This window comes from Microbacterium sp. ProA8 (assembly GCF_039905635.1).
Taxonomy (GTDB): domain Bacteria; phylum Actinomycetota; class Actinomycetes; order Actinomycetales; family Microbacteriaceae; genus Microbacterium; species Microbacterium chionoecetis.
Map to the genome: position 1 here is coordinate 1,755,464 of NZ_CP157000.1, position 13,978 is coordinate 1,769,441.

Here is a 13,978-nt window from a genome sequence, read left to right on the forward strand (position 1 = left end):
TGTTCTAAAGGAGAACCCCATGATCATCGAAAAGGCTGAGGTCATCGTGACCAGCCCTGATCGCAACTTCGTCACGTTGAAGCTGACGACCGACGAAGGGCACACGGGTCTCGGCGACGCAACCCTGAACGGGCGTGAACTGGCGGTCGTCGCGTATCTCACCGAGCACGTGGTGCCGCTTCTCATCGGGTCGGATGCCTCGAAGATCGAGGACACCTGGCAGTTCCTTTACCGGTCGGCGTACTGGCGACGTGGCCCGGTGACGATGGCGGCCAGCGCAGCGGTCGACATGGCGCTGTGGGACATCAAGGGCAAGGCCGCCGGGATGCCGGTGTACCAGCTGCTGGGTGGCGCGAGCCGCAGTGGGCTGATGGCGTACGGGCACGCGTCCGGCAAGGAACTCCCCGAGTTGTTTGACTCGATCCGCGCGCACCAGGAGCAGGGCTACAAGGCGATCCGGGTGCAGACCGGCGTGCCGACGCTGAAGGCGATCTACGGCATCGCGGCGCAGGGTGCCGACGTCGGCGACGCGACAGTCCGGTACGACCACGAGCCCGCCCGCCGCGGTGCGAAGCCGGTGGAGGAGGACTGGGACACCCGGGCCTACCTCAACCACCTCCCCGGCGTCTTCGAGGCCGTCCGCAACGAGTTCGGCCCCGACATCCCGCTGCTCCACGACGGTCACCACCGGATGACGCCCATCCAGGCCGCCCGGCTCGGCAAGGACCTCGAGCCGTACGACCTGTTCTGGCTCGAGGACTGCACGCCTGCCGAGAACCAGGAGGCGCTGCGGCTGGTGCGCCAGCACACCACGACGCCGCTGGCGATCGGCGAGATCTTCAACACCGTTTGGGACTTCAAGGACATCATCCGCGATCAGCTCATCGACTACGTGCGCGGCGCCGTCACCCACATGGGCGGGATCAGTCCCCTCAAGAAGACGCTCGACTACGCCGCGATGTACCAGATCAAGTCGGGCATGCACGGACCCACTGACATCTCCCCGGTCGGCATGGCCGCTGCGATGCACCTGGGGCTCAGCATCCACAACTTCGGCATCCAGGAGTACATGCGCCACGGTGCGAAGACCGATCAGGTCTTCGAGCAGTCCTTCACCTGGACGGACGGTTACCTCCACCCCGGCGAGAACCCTGGCCTCGGCGTCGAGCTCAACGTCGATGAGGCAGGCAAGTATCCGTACGAGCAGGCGTACCTGCCCTACAACCGCCTGCTCGACGGCACCGTCCACGACTGGTGAGCGACACGGATGCCGCGGCTGGCGCGCCGGAATGGCCGGTTGCGGTCGTCGTGATGGGGGTGGCGGGCGCCGGAAAGTCGACGCTCGCCGTCGCCATCGCGGAACGACTCGACGCGGCCTTCATCGAAGCTGACGATCTTCACTCTGCGGAGGCGAAGGCGCAGATGGCGGCGGGGGTGCCGGCGAGATGCTCCAACGTTGCCAGCTGCGAGGCGAGCATCGATGCGGGCATGAAATGCCCCGTTCGCTCAACGCGAGATCTGCGCGTCTGTCGTCGCCGCGACGACATCTCCGCGATCAGCTGGGCCGTGTCAGAGTACGGGGCCCAGCCGGCGCGAGTCGCGCTCCGCGGCAATCGGGGGTGAGGCGGAGGCGTCATGCCGCGGGCATCGCGGCATGACCATCGCGTTCAGAGCACGCTGACCAGCTGGTCGAGGTCGTCGTTGGGCAGTTCGTCGGCGACGGCGGTGACAGAGATCTCGACGAGCTCGGCCCTGCCCGACAGGACGTTGAGGAAGGCGGTGTCGGCCGCATCCCGGCCGGTGGCGATTCTGACGAGCGTCGACCGCGGCGCGAGGGCGCTGGCGTCGACCGCCCGCCACGCACCATCCACCCACGCCTCGGCGACGGCGTGGAAATCCATCGGGTCCAGCCCGGGCGCGTACACGGCCACAGATCTAGCCGGCACACCTTGTGCGCGGAGCAGTGCCACGCACAGGTGCGAATAGTCACGGCACACGCCGCGCCGGGCGAGCAGCGTCCGCACCGCACCGTCGGTCGGGAGGGAAGAGCCCGGCATGTAGCTCAGGCGCGTCCCGACCCACGATGACACCGCCGTCAGCAGCTCGGCGGCACCCTGGATGCCGCGGAACTCGGCTGCGGAGGTCTCGGCGAGCGCGTCCGACTCGGCGTATCTGCTGGGGCGCAGATAGGTCAAGAGCTCGACGTCGTCGCGGGCCATCGGCGACGCCGTGCCCTCGATGGTGGCGTCGTAGCTCATCACCAGCCTGCCGACGCCGCTCTGCACCCGATGCAGCCGGGTGGCGTGGACGTCGGTGAGCTCGGCGATCGAGACGGGTGCCCCGTCCAGGGTCGCGGTCACGTGCTCCGTGCTGAGGTCGTAGTCGCCGGCCGCCGCGATCGAGAAGACCAGGTCGGCGGGTTCGGTGATGTCGAGGACGATGGTGCTGCTGACCGTGCGCTGCATTGCCCAAGCCTGCCCTGAACGCGGCGAGAAAGCGAAAGCTTCGGCGAACGCTCAGGTCCAGGCGGTCTCGATCGGGATGTCGTACCCCAGCACGCGCGACGCTACGCGGTGTCCGGAGCACATCGCCGCGGTCACGGTTGCGGGGTCGTCGGTCCACGTCGCCTCGCCCGCGAGGTGCAGGACGCCCCCGATCGGCGTGGCGAGGTCGTCGTGGTCGGCGGTCGTGGATCCGACGGTCATGTAGGCGTAGGAGCCGTGCGACCACGGGTCGTCCTGCCAGTCCGTGACATGCACATGCGTCGGCCGGTCCACGCGATCGCCGTACAGGCGACGCAGCTGCGTGAGCACCGAGTCGACGATCTCCTCCTCGGTCCAGTCGCGGGTCTCGATGGCGGCCGGCCCGGCCGCGAACGTCAGCAGGGTCGGCGTGTCGTGCAGCGCCGTGAGGTCGTACCACGAGTGCCACCAGCGGCTCTCGGGGCCTTGCTGCCGGATCGCATAGACGTCGTCGTCCCAGAACTTCGTCGGAAACCGCAGGAACACCTTCTCGAAGGCGTTCATGCTCAGCCGGGCCAGGGCTCCGGAGACCGGCTCGGGCAGGGCCGGCTCGATGACGAAGTCGTCGGACTGGAGCACGCCGACCGGCACCGTGACGATCGCACCGTCGGCGGCGAAAGCACCATGGTCGGTCGTGACGACGACGCCCTCGGCAGACCACTGCACGCGAGAGACGACATGGATGAGGCGGATGTCGAGCCCCTCGGCGAGTCGCCGGGGAAGGCGGTCGTACCCATCGGGGAACACCACCTCGTCGCCCTCGACGACATCGTCGTCGAGGCCGTGCGCGGCGAGGTCCTCGATCCACACGCCGTACTGCTCCTCGGACCGGTGCTCGAAGTACTCCCGCACGCGCTGCGTCCGTTCGGCGTCCCACCCCTGCGCGGCGAGCGCCACCTCGGTGACGTCGCGATACGAGGCGTCCGGAGCGGACGCGGCGACCGCGTCGAGCAGCGCGGCATCGGCGGCGTGGATGTCGGCGATGAACGCCTGGGCTGCGGCATCCGTCAATCGCCTCCCATCGGGGCCGTAGTACGCGATCGGCCGGCTGTCGGGCTGGTAGCCGCCGACGGTGAACTCGACGGCGGGCATGCCGAAGGCCTCCGCTGCGGCAGCCACCGGCGAGTCCGTGATGCCGTGGATCCAGGATGCACCCATGTCGGTGGCGAGGCCGAAGCGCCGGTCGGTCGACACGCGCCCGCCCACGCGGTCGCGGGCTTCGAGCACGACGACATCGCGCCCCGCCTCGACGAGCAGCCGGGCCGCGGTGAGCCCCGCGACCCCCGCGCCGACGATGATCGTGTCGAAATGATCCATGTGCACCGTCCTCCTGCGCGCAGCGCCGCGCGCTCCGACGCTATCGGCACGGGGGCGGGGGCGCGAACGGAATCCGGGCGAGACACCGCTCTACCCCTCGTCGGGGCCCGGTGGGACGATGAACCATGGCGACTGGGGCCGAGCACTTCGACGACGCCGGCGAGGCCCGCGGCGACGCGGCGCTCGCCCGCAGACTGCAGATCCTCGCCACCGAGCACTGGGGACTGCTCGCCGCGCGCAGCACCGCGCAGAACGAGGTGCTCACCCGCATCAGCATCTACCTCACGCTCGTGTCGGCAGGCCTCGTCACCATCGGCCTGCTCGGGCAGGCCACCGAGTTCGGATCGTGGTTCCCGGTCGCCGCGCTCGCGATCCTCGGCTTTCTGACCGTGGTCGGCCTGCTGACTTTGATCCGCATGCTCACGGTCTCCGAGGAGGACATGATGTTCGTCCTCGCGATGAACCGGATCCGGGGCGGCTACGCCGACGTCGACCCGGCCGCAGCCGAGTACTTCCTCGCTTCCACCCACGACGACTTCGTCGGAATGGCCGTCACGTATTCGTTCCTCCGGCATCGCGGCGGATTCGAGCAGGTGCTCGGCTCGTCTTTGATCATGAGCGCGCTCGTCACGGGCTCCGTGGGCGGGATGTTCGCCGGCGGCCTGTGCGCCGCGCTGGGCATGCCCACCGGCGGGGCCGTGACCATCGGCATCATCGTGGGGCTGGCGATCGTCGCCGCCACCGCATGGTACGGCGGCTATCGCTTCAGGGGGGCCTGGCAGACCTACACCCCGCGGCGCCCGAGCGCGGGGCTGCCGGCGCAATGGGGATCGCGCTGAGGCCACCGCCCACCGCCCACCGCCCACCGCCCACCGCCCACCGCCCCGCGAGGCCGTGGGACTCACGAGGCCGTGAGGGTGTGGTGCCCGTGGCATCGCCTGCTCCGCTCCCGTCGCACGGCCCGGCTCTCGTCATCCGCCAGGAGGAGCGAGCGGATGCCGAGGCCGACCTCGAGCGATCCGTCGAGCTCCTGCGCGCCGTCGCCACGGGCGTGATCGCGCACGATCGCGTGGTGCGGCTCTACGCCCCTGCGCCCACCGTCGCGATGAGCCGGCGAGAGAGCCGGCTGCCCGGCTTCGCGACGGCATGCCAGACGTCGATCGAGCGCGGCTTCGCGCCGGTCATCCGCCCCACCGGCGGCCGCGCCGTCGCCTACGACGAGACGTGCATCGTGTTCGACGTGATCGCCCGCGAGGAGGACGGCGCCATCGACCAGGTGCGGTTCTTCCGTGAGATCGGCGAGGCGCTCGCCGCGGCGCTGCGCGGGCTCGGCGTGGACGCCCGGGTCGGCGACGTGCCGGGGGAGTACTGCCCGGGCGAGTTCAGCATCAACGCGCGCGGCGCGGTGAAGCTGATCGGCACCTCGCAGCGGGCGGTGCGCGGTGGGCGGCTGCTCAGCGGGATGCTGCCGCTCGCCGGAGTCGAGCGCTTCACCGACGTGCTCCTCGCGGTCAACGCGGCCCTCGGTCTGGACTGGGACCCGGCGACCTTCGGCAGCCTCGGCGCCGAGACGGCGGGGATCCCGCGCGCCGCCGCGGAGGACGCGCTGATCGCCGCGCTCGCCGAGGGGTGATCGGCCGGTCCGCGCCGATCGAGCCGAGCGACCGCCGGACGTCACCGGCGGGACGGAGTGCCCGGGCGCGATCCTCCCGACTCCCCGACGCCGTCCCGTGATTCGGCCGACGTCACTAGCGCGGTGATCCGGCATCGTCAACCGGGTCGATGCGCGGGAACGCCCGACCTAGCGTCGGACACCGAGGAAAGGAGTCGACATGAGCGATGCACAGCGAGGCAACACGAAGCACGGACCGAACCTCGACGAGCAGCTCGAGCAGGAGACACGCGGGATGGTGCAGGGCCACGGCGGTGCCGCGCACGCGGAGCCCTTCCGCGAGACCGAGCCGCTGCCCGACGACACCGACGCGCCTGACACGGAGCGGGCCTTCCGGCACGATATGCCCGACGGGAGCCCGCATGACTGACCGCAGCGACTTTGCGGAGCTGCTGGCCCAGCCCGGCCCGTGGACCTCCGCCTACATCGACGGTCCTGGTGATCAGCCGACGGGGACGGAGGAGTCCCGACAGCGATCGGTCCGCGAACGCCTGCGGGAGGCGGGTGCGCCTGAGGCCGATGTCGAGGCGATGGCGGACGTGCTCGGCGCCTCGACGGGCGTTCCGAGCCCTTCCGCGCGGTGCGTGCTGGTCCGTGCGGGGCGTGTCGAGGTGGACGAGTCCTTCGCCGACGCGCGCCGCGGCCCGGAGCGGTTCCACCACGGACCGATTCCGGAGGTGCTGCCGCTCCTGCGCCATCGTGAGACGGAACTCGCCTATCTCGTGGTCGAGGCGGGGCGCGAGGGCGCCGAGATCCGCCTCGAGAGAGCGGGGCGGCGCGCGCCGGAAGAGGAGATCGAGGTCGAGGGCGACACCGGCAGGCTCGCCAAGGTGAAGGCCGGCAACATGTCGCAGGCTCGGCTGCAGCGGCGTGCGGAGAACGTGTGGATGCACAACATGGCGGAGGTGGCGGATGCCGTCGACCGGCTGGTGCGCGATCACCGGCCGTCGTTCGTCGTCTTGGCCGGCGACATCCGTGCACGACAGCTTCTCCGAGAGCGCCTCGCCCCGGCGAGCAGTGAGCTGGTCGTGGACGTCGACGCCCACACCCGCGCGCCGGGTGCGGACGACGACGCGCTCGAGGAGACGATCGCAGCCAGCGTGAACAGCCGGCTCCAGGAGCGGATCTCGGAAGCGGAGGATCGTGCGGCGGCCGACGGCGGCAGCCGCGGCGCTCGCGGTACCACGGCCGTGCTGGCCGCGCTGCAGCAGGCCCAGGTCGACGAGCTGCTCCTCGACGCGAAGCTGCTGGATTCCGGCGAAGAGCTCGAGGCGCTCGATGCGCCGCCGTGGCTGGCGGATGGGAGCGGATTCGCCGGCGAGGCCACGAGCCTGGGTGCCGTCCCCGCGGCCGAAGCGCTCGCCCGCGCGGCGCTGGTGACCGGGGCGAGCGTGCTCGTGGTGGAGGAGGACGAGCCCGATCCGGGCGAGGAACGCGACGAGCGACCGCCCCGCGAGCCCGTGGCCGTGCTGCGCTGGCCGAAGGACGAGTCGGCGCCGGCGTAGGCCGGCGGTCGGGGTGCGCGCGGTCAGGCGCCGGTGGATCCGAGCGGCTGCGGGATGCCGCCTCCCGCCGGCCGCAGCGTGCGCGCGTAGTCCTCCTTGAGCACCGCGAGGTGGAACCACGCCTCGACGTTCGCCACGCCGGGGATCGCCCGGATGCGTTCGAGGCTCGCGTACAGCGCGCCGGCGGAGGGCTCGACGAGCGTCGTGACCACGTCGAAGCGTCCGAGCGTGCGCGCAGCGAAGTCCACGCCGCGCCAGGTGCGCAGGGCCTCGGTCACACGATCGTCCGCCCCGGCCAGATTGAGGCCGACGCCCATGGAGAGCTGCCGGTGCGCGAGCCCGCGAGCCTCGACCGCGCTGATCTTGATGACGCCGCCGGTGACGAGCCGCTGCACCCGGGTCGTCACCGCGGAGGGCGAGAGGCGCACGGCCTCACCGAGCGCGCGATAGCTCGTGCGTCCGTCGCGCTGCAGCTGCTCGATGAGCGCGGTGTCGATGGCGTCGATGGTGACGTCGCCGTGGTACTCCGAGACGAAGAACCCCTTCACCACGTCGGTGTAGATGAGCGTGTTGATGTCGGCTACCCCGGGAAGGGCGCGGATCTCGGCCAGCAGATCGTGCAGGGCCGGCATCGAGCCGAGCCGCACCTCGGTGACGAGGTCGTGGGCTCCGCCGACGGCCGACACCAGCACCGTCTCGCTGAGACCGCGCAGGTGCTGCGCGACGGGCTCGACGCCGCCGCGGGTGCGGATCGACACGTGTGCCAGCACGTGCTGCCCGAGGAACACCGGGTCGACGGCGGCGACCACTCGCACCGTGCCGTCGGCCAGCATCGCGTTCAGGCGCGCCGATACCGCGGCGCGCGACTGGCCCAGCCGCCCCGCCAGCGCATGGATGCTCGCCCGGCCGTCGATCTGCAGCTCACGGATCAGCTCGGCGTCGAAATCCATGGCGATCCTCGATTCGGCGATTTTCCCGCGATCGCACGCGGTGATGTGCAGAAGTCGAGTGTAGGCCGCTTTCGGCACGATGTCATGTGGTGATGTGTGCGATTCGGTCGACAGAACCCCAGTTCGACGGGCGGATGGCTGGAGTTCTGCCCTTGCCAGCGGCATCCGTCGTCCCTAGCATCGCTCCCATCCCGACACATCCGCAAAGGAGCGGTCATGACAACCACCAGCAGCAGGGCGCGGCGCGCCGGCATCGCCGCCTTCGTGGGGACCACCATCGAGTGGTACGACTTCTACGTCTACGCGACCGCGGCGGCGCTCGTGTTCGGACCCCTGTTCTTCCCGAGCGGCGACCCCCTCGCCGAGACGGCTGCGGCGTTCGCGACCTTCGCGGTGGCGTTCCTCGTCCGCCCGCTCGGCGGCATCATCTTCGGTCACATCGGCGACAAGCTCGGGCGGCGCGTCTCGCTCGTGATCACGCTGCTGCTGATGGGCATCTCGACGGTGCTCGTCGGCTGCCTTCCGACCTACGAGACGATCGGCATCGTCGCCCCGATCCTGCTGATCCTGCTGCGGGCGATGCAGGGCCTCGCCGTCGGCGGCGAGTGGGGCGGCGCGGTGCTGATGAGCGTCGAGCACGCGCCCGAGGGCAAGAAGACGTTCTACGGCGGCTTCACGCAGCTGGGCAACCCCGCCGGCGCGCTGCTGGCCTCCGGCATCTTCGCGATCATGTCGCGCTTCGGCGACGACTTCATCATGAGCGGCGGCTGGCGCATCCCGTTCCTCCTGTCGATCGTGCTGATCGCCGTCGGCTTCTGGGTGCGCTACCGCGTCGAGGAGTCGCCGGTGTTCGAGCAGAAGGTCGAGGGCCGCAAGCAGAGCATGCCGCTCGCCTTCGCGCTGCGCGTCAACTGGAAGCCGATCCTCCTCGGCATCGGCCTGCTGCCGATCTCGACCGGCGGCTACTACCTCGCGACGACGTTCGCGACGGCGTACGCGACCGGCGAGCAGATCGGCATGAGCTCGCAGCTGATCCTCGACGCCATGACGATCGCATCGTTCATCGAGTTCGTGGTGACCTTGCCGGTGGCGTGGCTCGGCGACAAGTGGGGCCGCAAGAACGTCATGTACATCGGACTGGTGACGTCGGTGCTGACCTTCGTGCCGTTCATGCTCCTGCTGCCCGGCAAGATCGAGCCGGTCATCTTCCTCATGGCGTCGCTGGTGCGCATCGCGATGAGCTTCACCTACGCCCCGATCGCCGCGATCCTGGCGCAGATGTTCCGTCCGCAGGCCCGCTACACCTCCATCGCGCTGTCGTACGGCGTGGGGGCGGCGATCTGGGCCGGCTTCTCGCCCTGGTTCGCGACGCAGCTGATCGCGTGGACGGGCAGCATCTGGTCGGTGCTCGCGATGTTCACCGGCATGGCTCTTCTCGCCGGGCTCTGCACGTGGCTGGCGCCGCAGCACTCCGACGAGGCCCCGGTGACGGACTCGTTCACGCCGCGCACCGACACCACGGCATCGCGCACCGCCTGAGACGGCGCCGCGGCGCGCCCGACAGATCCCTCCCGGCACGACCCGACACCCGAGGAAGACATGCGCAAGCTCGTCCCGTTCGACCGCCCCGCGCAGCAGACCCCGCGTCTGCTGACGGCGGCCGCGATCCACACCGTCGACGCGCGCGATCGCACGGCCACCGCGATGCTGACCGATCGCGGCCGGATCGTCGCGATCGGCACGGCGGAGGAGATGCGGGATGCCGCGGCCGCCGCGGGGCTGGACCCCGAGGTGGTCGACCTCGGCGACGCGGTCGTCGTGCCCGGCTTCGTCGACGCGCACGCCCACCCGCTCATGTACGGGCAGCTCATGACGTGGGTGGATTGCGGGCCCGAGAAGGCCGGCAGCATCCCCGAGATCGTGGCGCTGCTGCAGGCCGCCGCAGCCGACCTGCCCGAGGGGCGGCCGGTGCGCGGGTACGGCTACGAGCACCGCAACCTCGCCGAGCAGCGGCATCCGACCCGGTTCGAGCTCGACGAGGTCGCGAGCGACCGCGAGGTGTACCTCATGAACGCGTCGGGCCACGGCGGGGTCGTGAACTCGTACACGTTCGAGCGGAACGGCATCGATCGGGATACCCCGAGCCCGGACGGCGGCGAGATCTTCCGCGACGCCGACGGGGAGCTGACCGGCGAGATCTCGGATGCCGCGTGCAACATGCTCACGGGCGTGCACGGCGTGAAGATCGGCCACCACGGCCCGAACTTCCATCTCGCCGACGAGCCGGAGGAGCACCTGCGACAGTTGGATGCCGCGACGCAGCGCTTCCTCGCCGGGGGAGTGACGACGCTGGGCGACGCGCAGGTGTCACGACGCGAGTTCGACATGTATCTGCGGCTCGCTGAAGCCGGGCGTCTGGACCTGCGGGTCTCGATGTACCTGCTGTCGCACCTGCTCGACGAAGCGCTCGAGATGGGCCTCGTCGGCCAGTTCGGCAACGCGCATCTGAGCTTCGCCGGCATCAAGCTCTACGCCGACGGCACCCTCGGCGGCTGGACGGCGTACTTCCCCGACGGCTACGTCGGCGACCCGTGCCGCACCGGCCAGCTCTACCACGAGCCCGCCGAGTACGCCGAGCTGATCCGCAAGGCGCACGCGGCGGGGCTGCAGACGGCCACGCACGCGCAGTCCCCGGCGGCGATCGAGATGGTCGTGTCGGCGATCGAGGCGGCCCTCGCCGAGCGGCCCGACGACGACGCGCGCCACCGCATCGAGCACTGCGGGCTGCCCACACCGGAGCAGATCCGGCGGATGGCGGCAGCCGGCATCCGTCCCGTGAACCAGACCCAGCACTACTTCAACTGGGGCGAGGGTGTGGAGCAGGCGATCGGCACGCCGGGGGAGCGGTTCAACCCGCTCGGTGAGTTCGAGGTGGCGGGCGTGCCCTTCACCATCTCGTCGGACGCGCCGGTCGCCGAGCCGATTCCGCTCGAGGCGATCCAGACCGCCGTCACGCGGGTCACCCGCCGCGGCCACATGCTCGGGCCGGACGAGCTGCGGGTCTCGGCGCGCGCCGCATTGCGCGCGCACACCATCGAAGGCGCCGTGTCGCTCGGCCGCGAGGACGACCTCGGCTCGCTCGAGGCCGGCAAGTACGCCGACTTCGCGGTGCTCGGCGGCGACCCGCTCGCCGTCGAGGCATCCGCGATCTCGCAGATCCCGGTGCTCGAGACGTGGGTCGGCGGCGAGCGCCGGTTCGCGGCATCCTGAGGCGAGGGGGAGACATGCATGTGACTGACACCGACGCACCCGGCGGGCGCACACACGACTCGCACGCAGGCGAGGACGTCGCCGCGCCGTACGCCGACACGACCGGTCGGGCGGTGCTCGAGACGGTGCGCAACTACGGCGTGACAGCCGTCTTCGGCATCCCCGGCACGCACAACCTCGAGCTTTACCGGCCGCTCGCAGACCTCGGCATCCGCGCCGTCACCAATCGGCACGAGCAGGGCTCGGGGTACGGTGCCGACGGGTGGGCGCAGCAGACGGGCTTGCCGGGCGTCGTGATCACCACGTCCGGACCGGGGCTGCAGAACGCGATGAGCGCTATCGGCACGGCGTTCTGCGAGTCGCGGCCACTGCTGGTGATCTCGCCCGGCGTGGCGCTCGGCGCCGAGTTCCGCGACGTCGGCACCCTCCACGAGACGAAGGATGCCACCGCGATGGTCGGCGCGATCGCGGAGTGGTCGCGACGCGTGGCGAGCGGGGCGGATGCCGTCGACGCGGTGCACGACGCGTTCGCGCTGTTCCGCACCGGGCGCCCCCGGCCGGTGCACATCGAGATCCCGCTGGACGTCCTCGAGTCCGCGGCGGACGTGCCCGCCACCGCCCGCGCGGCCCGGCCCGAGCCGGCTCCCGCGCGCGGCGATGAGGCGGCGGTGGAGGCCGCGGTTGCACTCCTCGCCGGTGCCGAGCGCCCCGTGATCGTCGCCGGCGGCGGCGCCACGCGCGCCGGCCGTGCCGTGACGGCGCTCGCCGAGCGTCTCGGAGCGCCGGTGCTCACGACGCTCAACGGAAAAGCGACAGTGGACGAGCACCACCCGCTGTCGCTCGGGTCGAATCTGCGGCTGGAAGCGGCCCGATCGGTCGCCGAGGACGCCGACGTGCTCCTCGTGCTCGGGTCGAAGCTGGGCGAGGCGGAGCTGTGGGCGCCTGCGCTCGCCGCGCGCGGCGCCGTCGTGCGGGTCGACATCTCGCCGGCGCAGCTGCACAAGAACCTCGACGCGGCCGTGGGTATCGTGGGCGACTGCGGAGCGGTCGTCGAGGATCTGCTGGCCGCGCTGCCCGGCACCGGCCGGAGGCCGCGGGGTCTCGAGGCGGAGCGCGCCGCGATCGCCGAGGAGACCCGGGCCATCCTTCCCGAGACCGTCGCGCTCGCCGAGGCCATTGCGTCCGCGCTGCCGCGCGACGCCATCGTGGCCGGCGACTCCTCGCAGATCGTCTACATGGCGCTGGCCAACGTGCTGCGCCAGTCGCGTCCGCACTCGCTGCTGTACACGCCGACCTACGCGACCCTCGGCTACGGGCTTCCCGCCGCGATCGGCGCGCGTGTCGCGCAGCCGGCCGGCGCCGGCCGGCACGTCGTCGCCGTGGTCGGCGACGGTGCGCTCATGTTCTGCGTCAACGAGCTGGCGACCGCGGTGGAGCAGCGCCTCGATCTCACCGTGGTGTGCGTCGACAACGGCGGATACGCCGAGATCAAGCAGAACGAGGTGGACCGCGGCATCCGTCCCATCGGCGTCGATCTCGTACAGCCCGACTGGGTCGCGCTCGCGAACGCCTTCGGGGCGACGGGGCGACGCGCCGAGACGCCGGACGAGATCGAACCTGCGCTCGTCGCGGCGATCGCGGCCGGCGGCGTGCAGTTGGTGCACCTTCCTCAGACCCTCGGTGCTCAGAGCGCCGCCCCCGCCACCCCCGCCACCCCGAGAGGTGATTCATGACCGAGCACGACGAGAACCCGCAGCCCCACGAGCCCGTCGGTCCGGTCGACGCCTCGGTCAACCCGCGCTACGCGGGCATCGCGACGTTCGCACGCCTGCCCCGCATCGAGGACGTGCCGCGCGCCGACGTCGCGATCGTCGGCATCCCGTTCGACACCGGCGTGAGCTACCGGCCCGGCGCACGGTTCGGCCCCTCGCACGTGCGCGAGTCGTCCCGGCTGCTGCGCCCCTATAACCCGGCACAGGACGTCTCGCCGTTCGCCGAGGCGCAGGTCGTCGACGCGGGCGACATCCCGGCGAATCCGTTCGACATCGGCGAGGCGGTCGCCGACATCGAGACCGCGGCGACCGACCTCGGCGCCCGCGTCGACCGCATCGTCTCGGTCGGCGGCGACCACACGATCGCCCTCCCGCTGCTGCGGGCCCTGACCAAGAAGCACGGCCCCGTCGCCGTGCTGCACTTCGACGCGCATCTCGACACGTGGGACACGTACTTCGGCGCGCCCATCACGCATGGCACCCCCTTCCGGCGGGCGAGCGAGGAGGGTTTGATCGACCTCACCGCGAGCTGCCATGTCGGCACGCGCGGCCCGCTGTACTCGAAGCAGGACCTCGACGACGATGAGCGTCTCGGGTTCTCGATCGTCTCGAGCGTCGACATCGAGGAGCGCGGGATCGAGGCGGCGATCGAACGCGTGCGGCGCCGTGTCGGCGACCGGCCGCTGTACATCTCCATCGACATCGACGTGCTCGACCCCGCGCACGCCCCGGGCACCGGAACACCCGAGGCCGGCGGCATGACGAGCCGGGAACTGCTCCGGATGCTGCGTGCCCTGAGCGATCTCGACGTCGTCGGCGCGGACGTGGTCGAGGTGTCGCCCGCGTACGACCACGCACAGCTCACCGGCATCGCGGCGAGCCATGTGGTCTACGAGCTGGTCACCCTGATGGCGGCCCGGGTCGGCGCCGGCCGACGCGGCGGCAGCCAGGGCTAGCGTGCCCGCTCCTC

General features: G+C 71.1%; 13 protein-coding genes. 10 read left to right on the forward strand and 3 right to left on the reverse strand.

From position 1 onward, the window contains the following. Window positions 1-19: 19 nt before the first annotated feature. Complete coding sequence (manD, locus tag ABG085_RS07525) at window positions 20-1,258, forward strand: D-mannonate dehydratase ManD (protein WP_347978775.1); 1,239 nt, start codon at window positions 20-22, stop codon at window positions 1,256-1,258. Then, window positions 1,255-1,623 carry a shikimate kinase gene (locus ABG085_RS07530; protein WP_347978776.1) on the forward strand — a complete coding sequence of 123 codons (369 nt, stop codon included), beginning with the start codon at window positions 1,255-1,257 and terminating at the stop codon, window positions 1,621-1,623. The genes manD and ABG085_RS07530 overlap by 4 nt, the downstream gene beginning before the upstream one ends. Window positions 1,624-1,667: 44 nt before the next feature. On the opposite strand, the gene ABG085_RS07535 is transcribed toward ABG085_RS07530, so the two are convergent. Continuing rightward, the gene (locus tag ABG085_RS07535; protein WP_347978777.1) at window positions 1,668-2,465 is read right to left on the reverse strand and encodes a transglutaminase family protein; all 798 of its coding nucleotides are present in this window, start codon (window positions 2,463-2,465) and stop codon (window positions 1,668-1,670) included. 51 nt (window positions 2,466-2,516) lie between these two features. After that, window positions 2,517-3,839, reverse strand: coding sequence for an NAD(P)/FAD-dependent oxidoreductase (locus tag ABG085_RS07540; RefSeq protein WP_347978778.1), 1,323 nt, complete (start codon window positions 3,837-3,839; stop codon window positions 2,517-2,519). 125 nt (window positions 3,840-3,964) lie between these two features. Between ABG085_RS07540 and ABG085_RS07545 the strand changes: the two genes are divergently transcribed. From ABG085_RS07545 to ABG085_RS07560, 4 genes are all read left to right on the forward strand, one after another. Next, window positions 3,965-4,678, forward strand: coding sequence for a hypothetical protein (locus tag ABG085_RS07545; RefSeq protein ID WP_347978779.1), 714 nt, complete (start codon window positions 3,965-3,967; stop codon window positions 4,676-4,678). Window positions 4,679-4,767: 89 nt separating this feature from the next. Next, window positions 4,768-5,472, forward strand: coding sequence for a lipoate--protein ligase family protein (locus tag ABG085_RS07550; RefSeq protein ID WP_347978780.1), 705 nt, complete (start codon window positions 4,768-4,770; stop codon window positions 5,470-5,472). A 199-nt stretch (window positions 5,473-5,671) separates the two neighbouring features. Next, window positions 5,672-5,881 (forward strand): hypothetical protein, encoded by a 210-nt coding sequence (locus ABG085_RS07555; RefSeq protein WP_347978781.1) that lies wholly within the window; start codon window positions 5,672-5,674, stop codon window positions 5,879-5,881. Further along, on the forward strand, window positions 5,874-7,016 hold the full coding sequence (locus tag ABG085_RS07560; protein ID WP_347978782.1) for a Vms1/Ankzf1 family peptidyl-tRNA hydrolase: 1,143 nt from the start codon (window positions 5,874-5,876) through the stop codon (window positions 7,014-7,016). The genes ABG085_RS07555 and ABG085_RS07560 overlap by 8 nt, the downstream gene beginning before the upstream one ends. 23 nt (window positions 7,017-7,039) lie before the next feature. Here ABG085_RS07560 and ABG085_RS07565 read toward each other — a convergent pair whose 3' ends face one another. Further along, window positions 7,040-7,966, reverse strand: coding sequence for an Lrp/AsnC family transcriptional regulator (locus ABG085_RS07565; RefSeq protein WP_347978783.1), 927 nt, complete (start codon window positions 7,964-7,966; stop codon window positions 7,040-7,042). A gap of 216 nt (window positions 7,967-8,182) precedes the next feature. Here ABG085_RS07565 and ABG085_RS07570 point away from each other — a divergent pair, with 216 nt between their 5' ends. The 4 genes from ABG085_RS07570 to speB are packed head-to-tail and all read left to right on the forward strand — an operon-like array spanning window position 8,183 to window position 13,964. Next, complete coding sequence (locus ABG085_RS07570; RefSeq protein WP_347978784.1) at window positions 8,183-9,505, forward strand: MFS transporter; 1,323 nt, start codon at window positions 8,183-8,185, stop codon at window positions 9,503-9,505. A 60-nt stretch (window positions 9,506-9,565) separates the two neighbouring features. Continuing rightward, window positions 9,566-11,236, forward strand: coding sequence for an amidohydrolase (locus ABG085_RS07575; protein ID WP_347978785.1), 1,671 nt, complete (start codon window positions 9,566-9,568; stop codon window positions 11,234-11,236). Window positions 11,237-11,250: 14 nt separating this feature from the next. After that, window positions 11,251-12,969: a thiamine pyrophosphate-dependent enzyme gene (locus tag ABG085_RS07580; RefSeq protein ID WP_347978786.1), complete on the forward strand. Its 1,719-nt coding sequence runs from the start codon at window positions 11,251-11,253 to the stop codon at window positions 12,967-12,969. Then, window positions 12,966-13,964 carry an agmatinase gene (gene speB / locus ABG085_RS07585; RefSeq protein ID WP_347978787.1) on the forward strand — a complete coding sequence of 333 codons (999 nt, stop codon included), beginning with the start codon at window positions 12,966-12,968 and terminating at the stop codon, window positions 13,962-13,964. Before ABG085_RS07580 ends, speB begins: the two co-directional genes overlap by 4 nt. Window positions 13,965-13,978: the final 14 nt, after the last annotated feature.

Excerpts from the sequence above, each read along its gene's own strand:
- manD (WP_347978775.1), top strand. The coding sequence starts at position 20 with ATGATCATCGAAAAGGCTGAGGTCATCGTGACCAGCCCTGATCGCAAC.
- ABG085_RS07535 (WP_347978777.1), bottom strand. The coding sequence starts at position 2,465 with ATGCAGCGCACGGTCAGCAGCACCATCGTCCTCGACATCACCGAACCC.
- ABG085_RS07540 (WP_347978778.1), bottom strand. The coding sequence starts at position 3,839 with ATGGATCATTTCGACACGATCATCGTCGGCGCGGGGGTCGCGGGGCTC.
- ABG085_RS07545 (WP_347978779.1), top strand. The coding sequence starts at position 3,965 with ATGGCGACTGGGGCCGAGCACTTCGACGACGCCGGCGAGGCCCGCGGC.
- ABG085_RS07555 (WP_347978781.1), top strand. The coding sequence starts at position 5,672 with ATGAGCGATGCACAGCGAGGCAACACGAAGCACGGACCGAACCTCGAC.
- ABG085_RS07560 (WP_347978782.1), top strand. The coding sequence starts at position 5,874 with ATGACTGACCGCAGCGACTTTGCGGAGCTGCTGGCCCAGCCCGGCCCG.
- ABG085_RS07565 (WP_347978783.1), bottom strand. The coding sequence starts at position 7,966 with ATGGATTTCGACGCCGAGCTGATCCGTGAGCTGCAGATCGACGGCCGG.
- ABG085_RS07570 (WP_347978784.1), top strand. The coding sequence starts at position 8,183 with ATGACAACCACCAGCAGCAGGGCGCGGCGCGCCGGCATCGCCGCCTTC.
- ABG085_RS07575 (WP_347978785.1), top strand. The coding sequence starts at position 9,566 with ATGCGCAAGCTCGTCCCGTTCGACCGCCCCGCGCAGCAGACCCCGCGT.
- ABG085_RS07580 (WP_347978786.1), top strand. The coding sequence starts at position 11,251 with ATGCATGTGACTGACACCGACGCACCCGGCGGGCGCACACACGACTCG.
- speB (WP_347978787.1), top strand. The coding sequence starts at position 12,966 with ATGACCGAGCACGACGAGAACCCGCAGCCCCACGAGCCCGTCGGTCCG.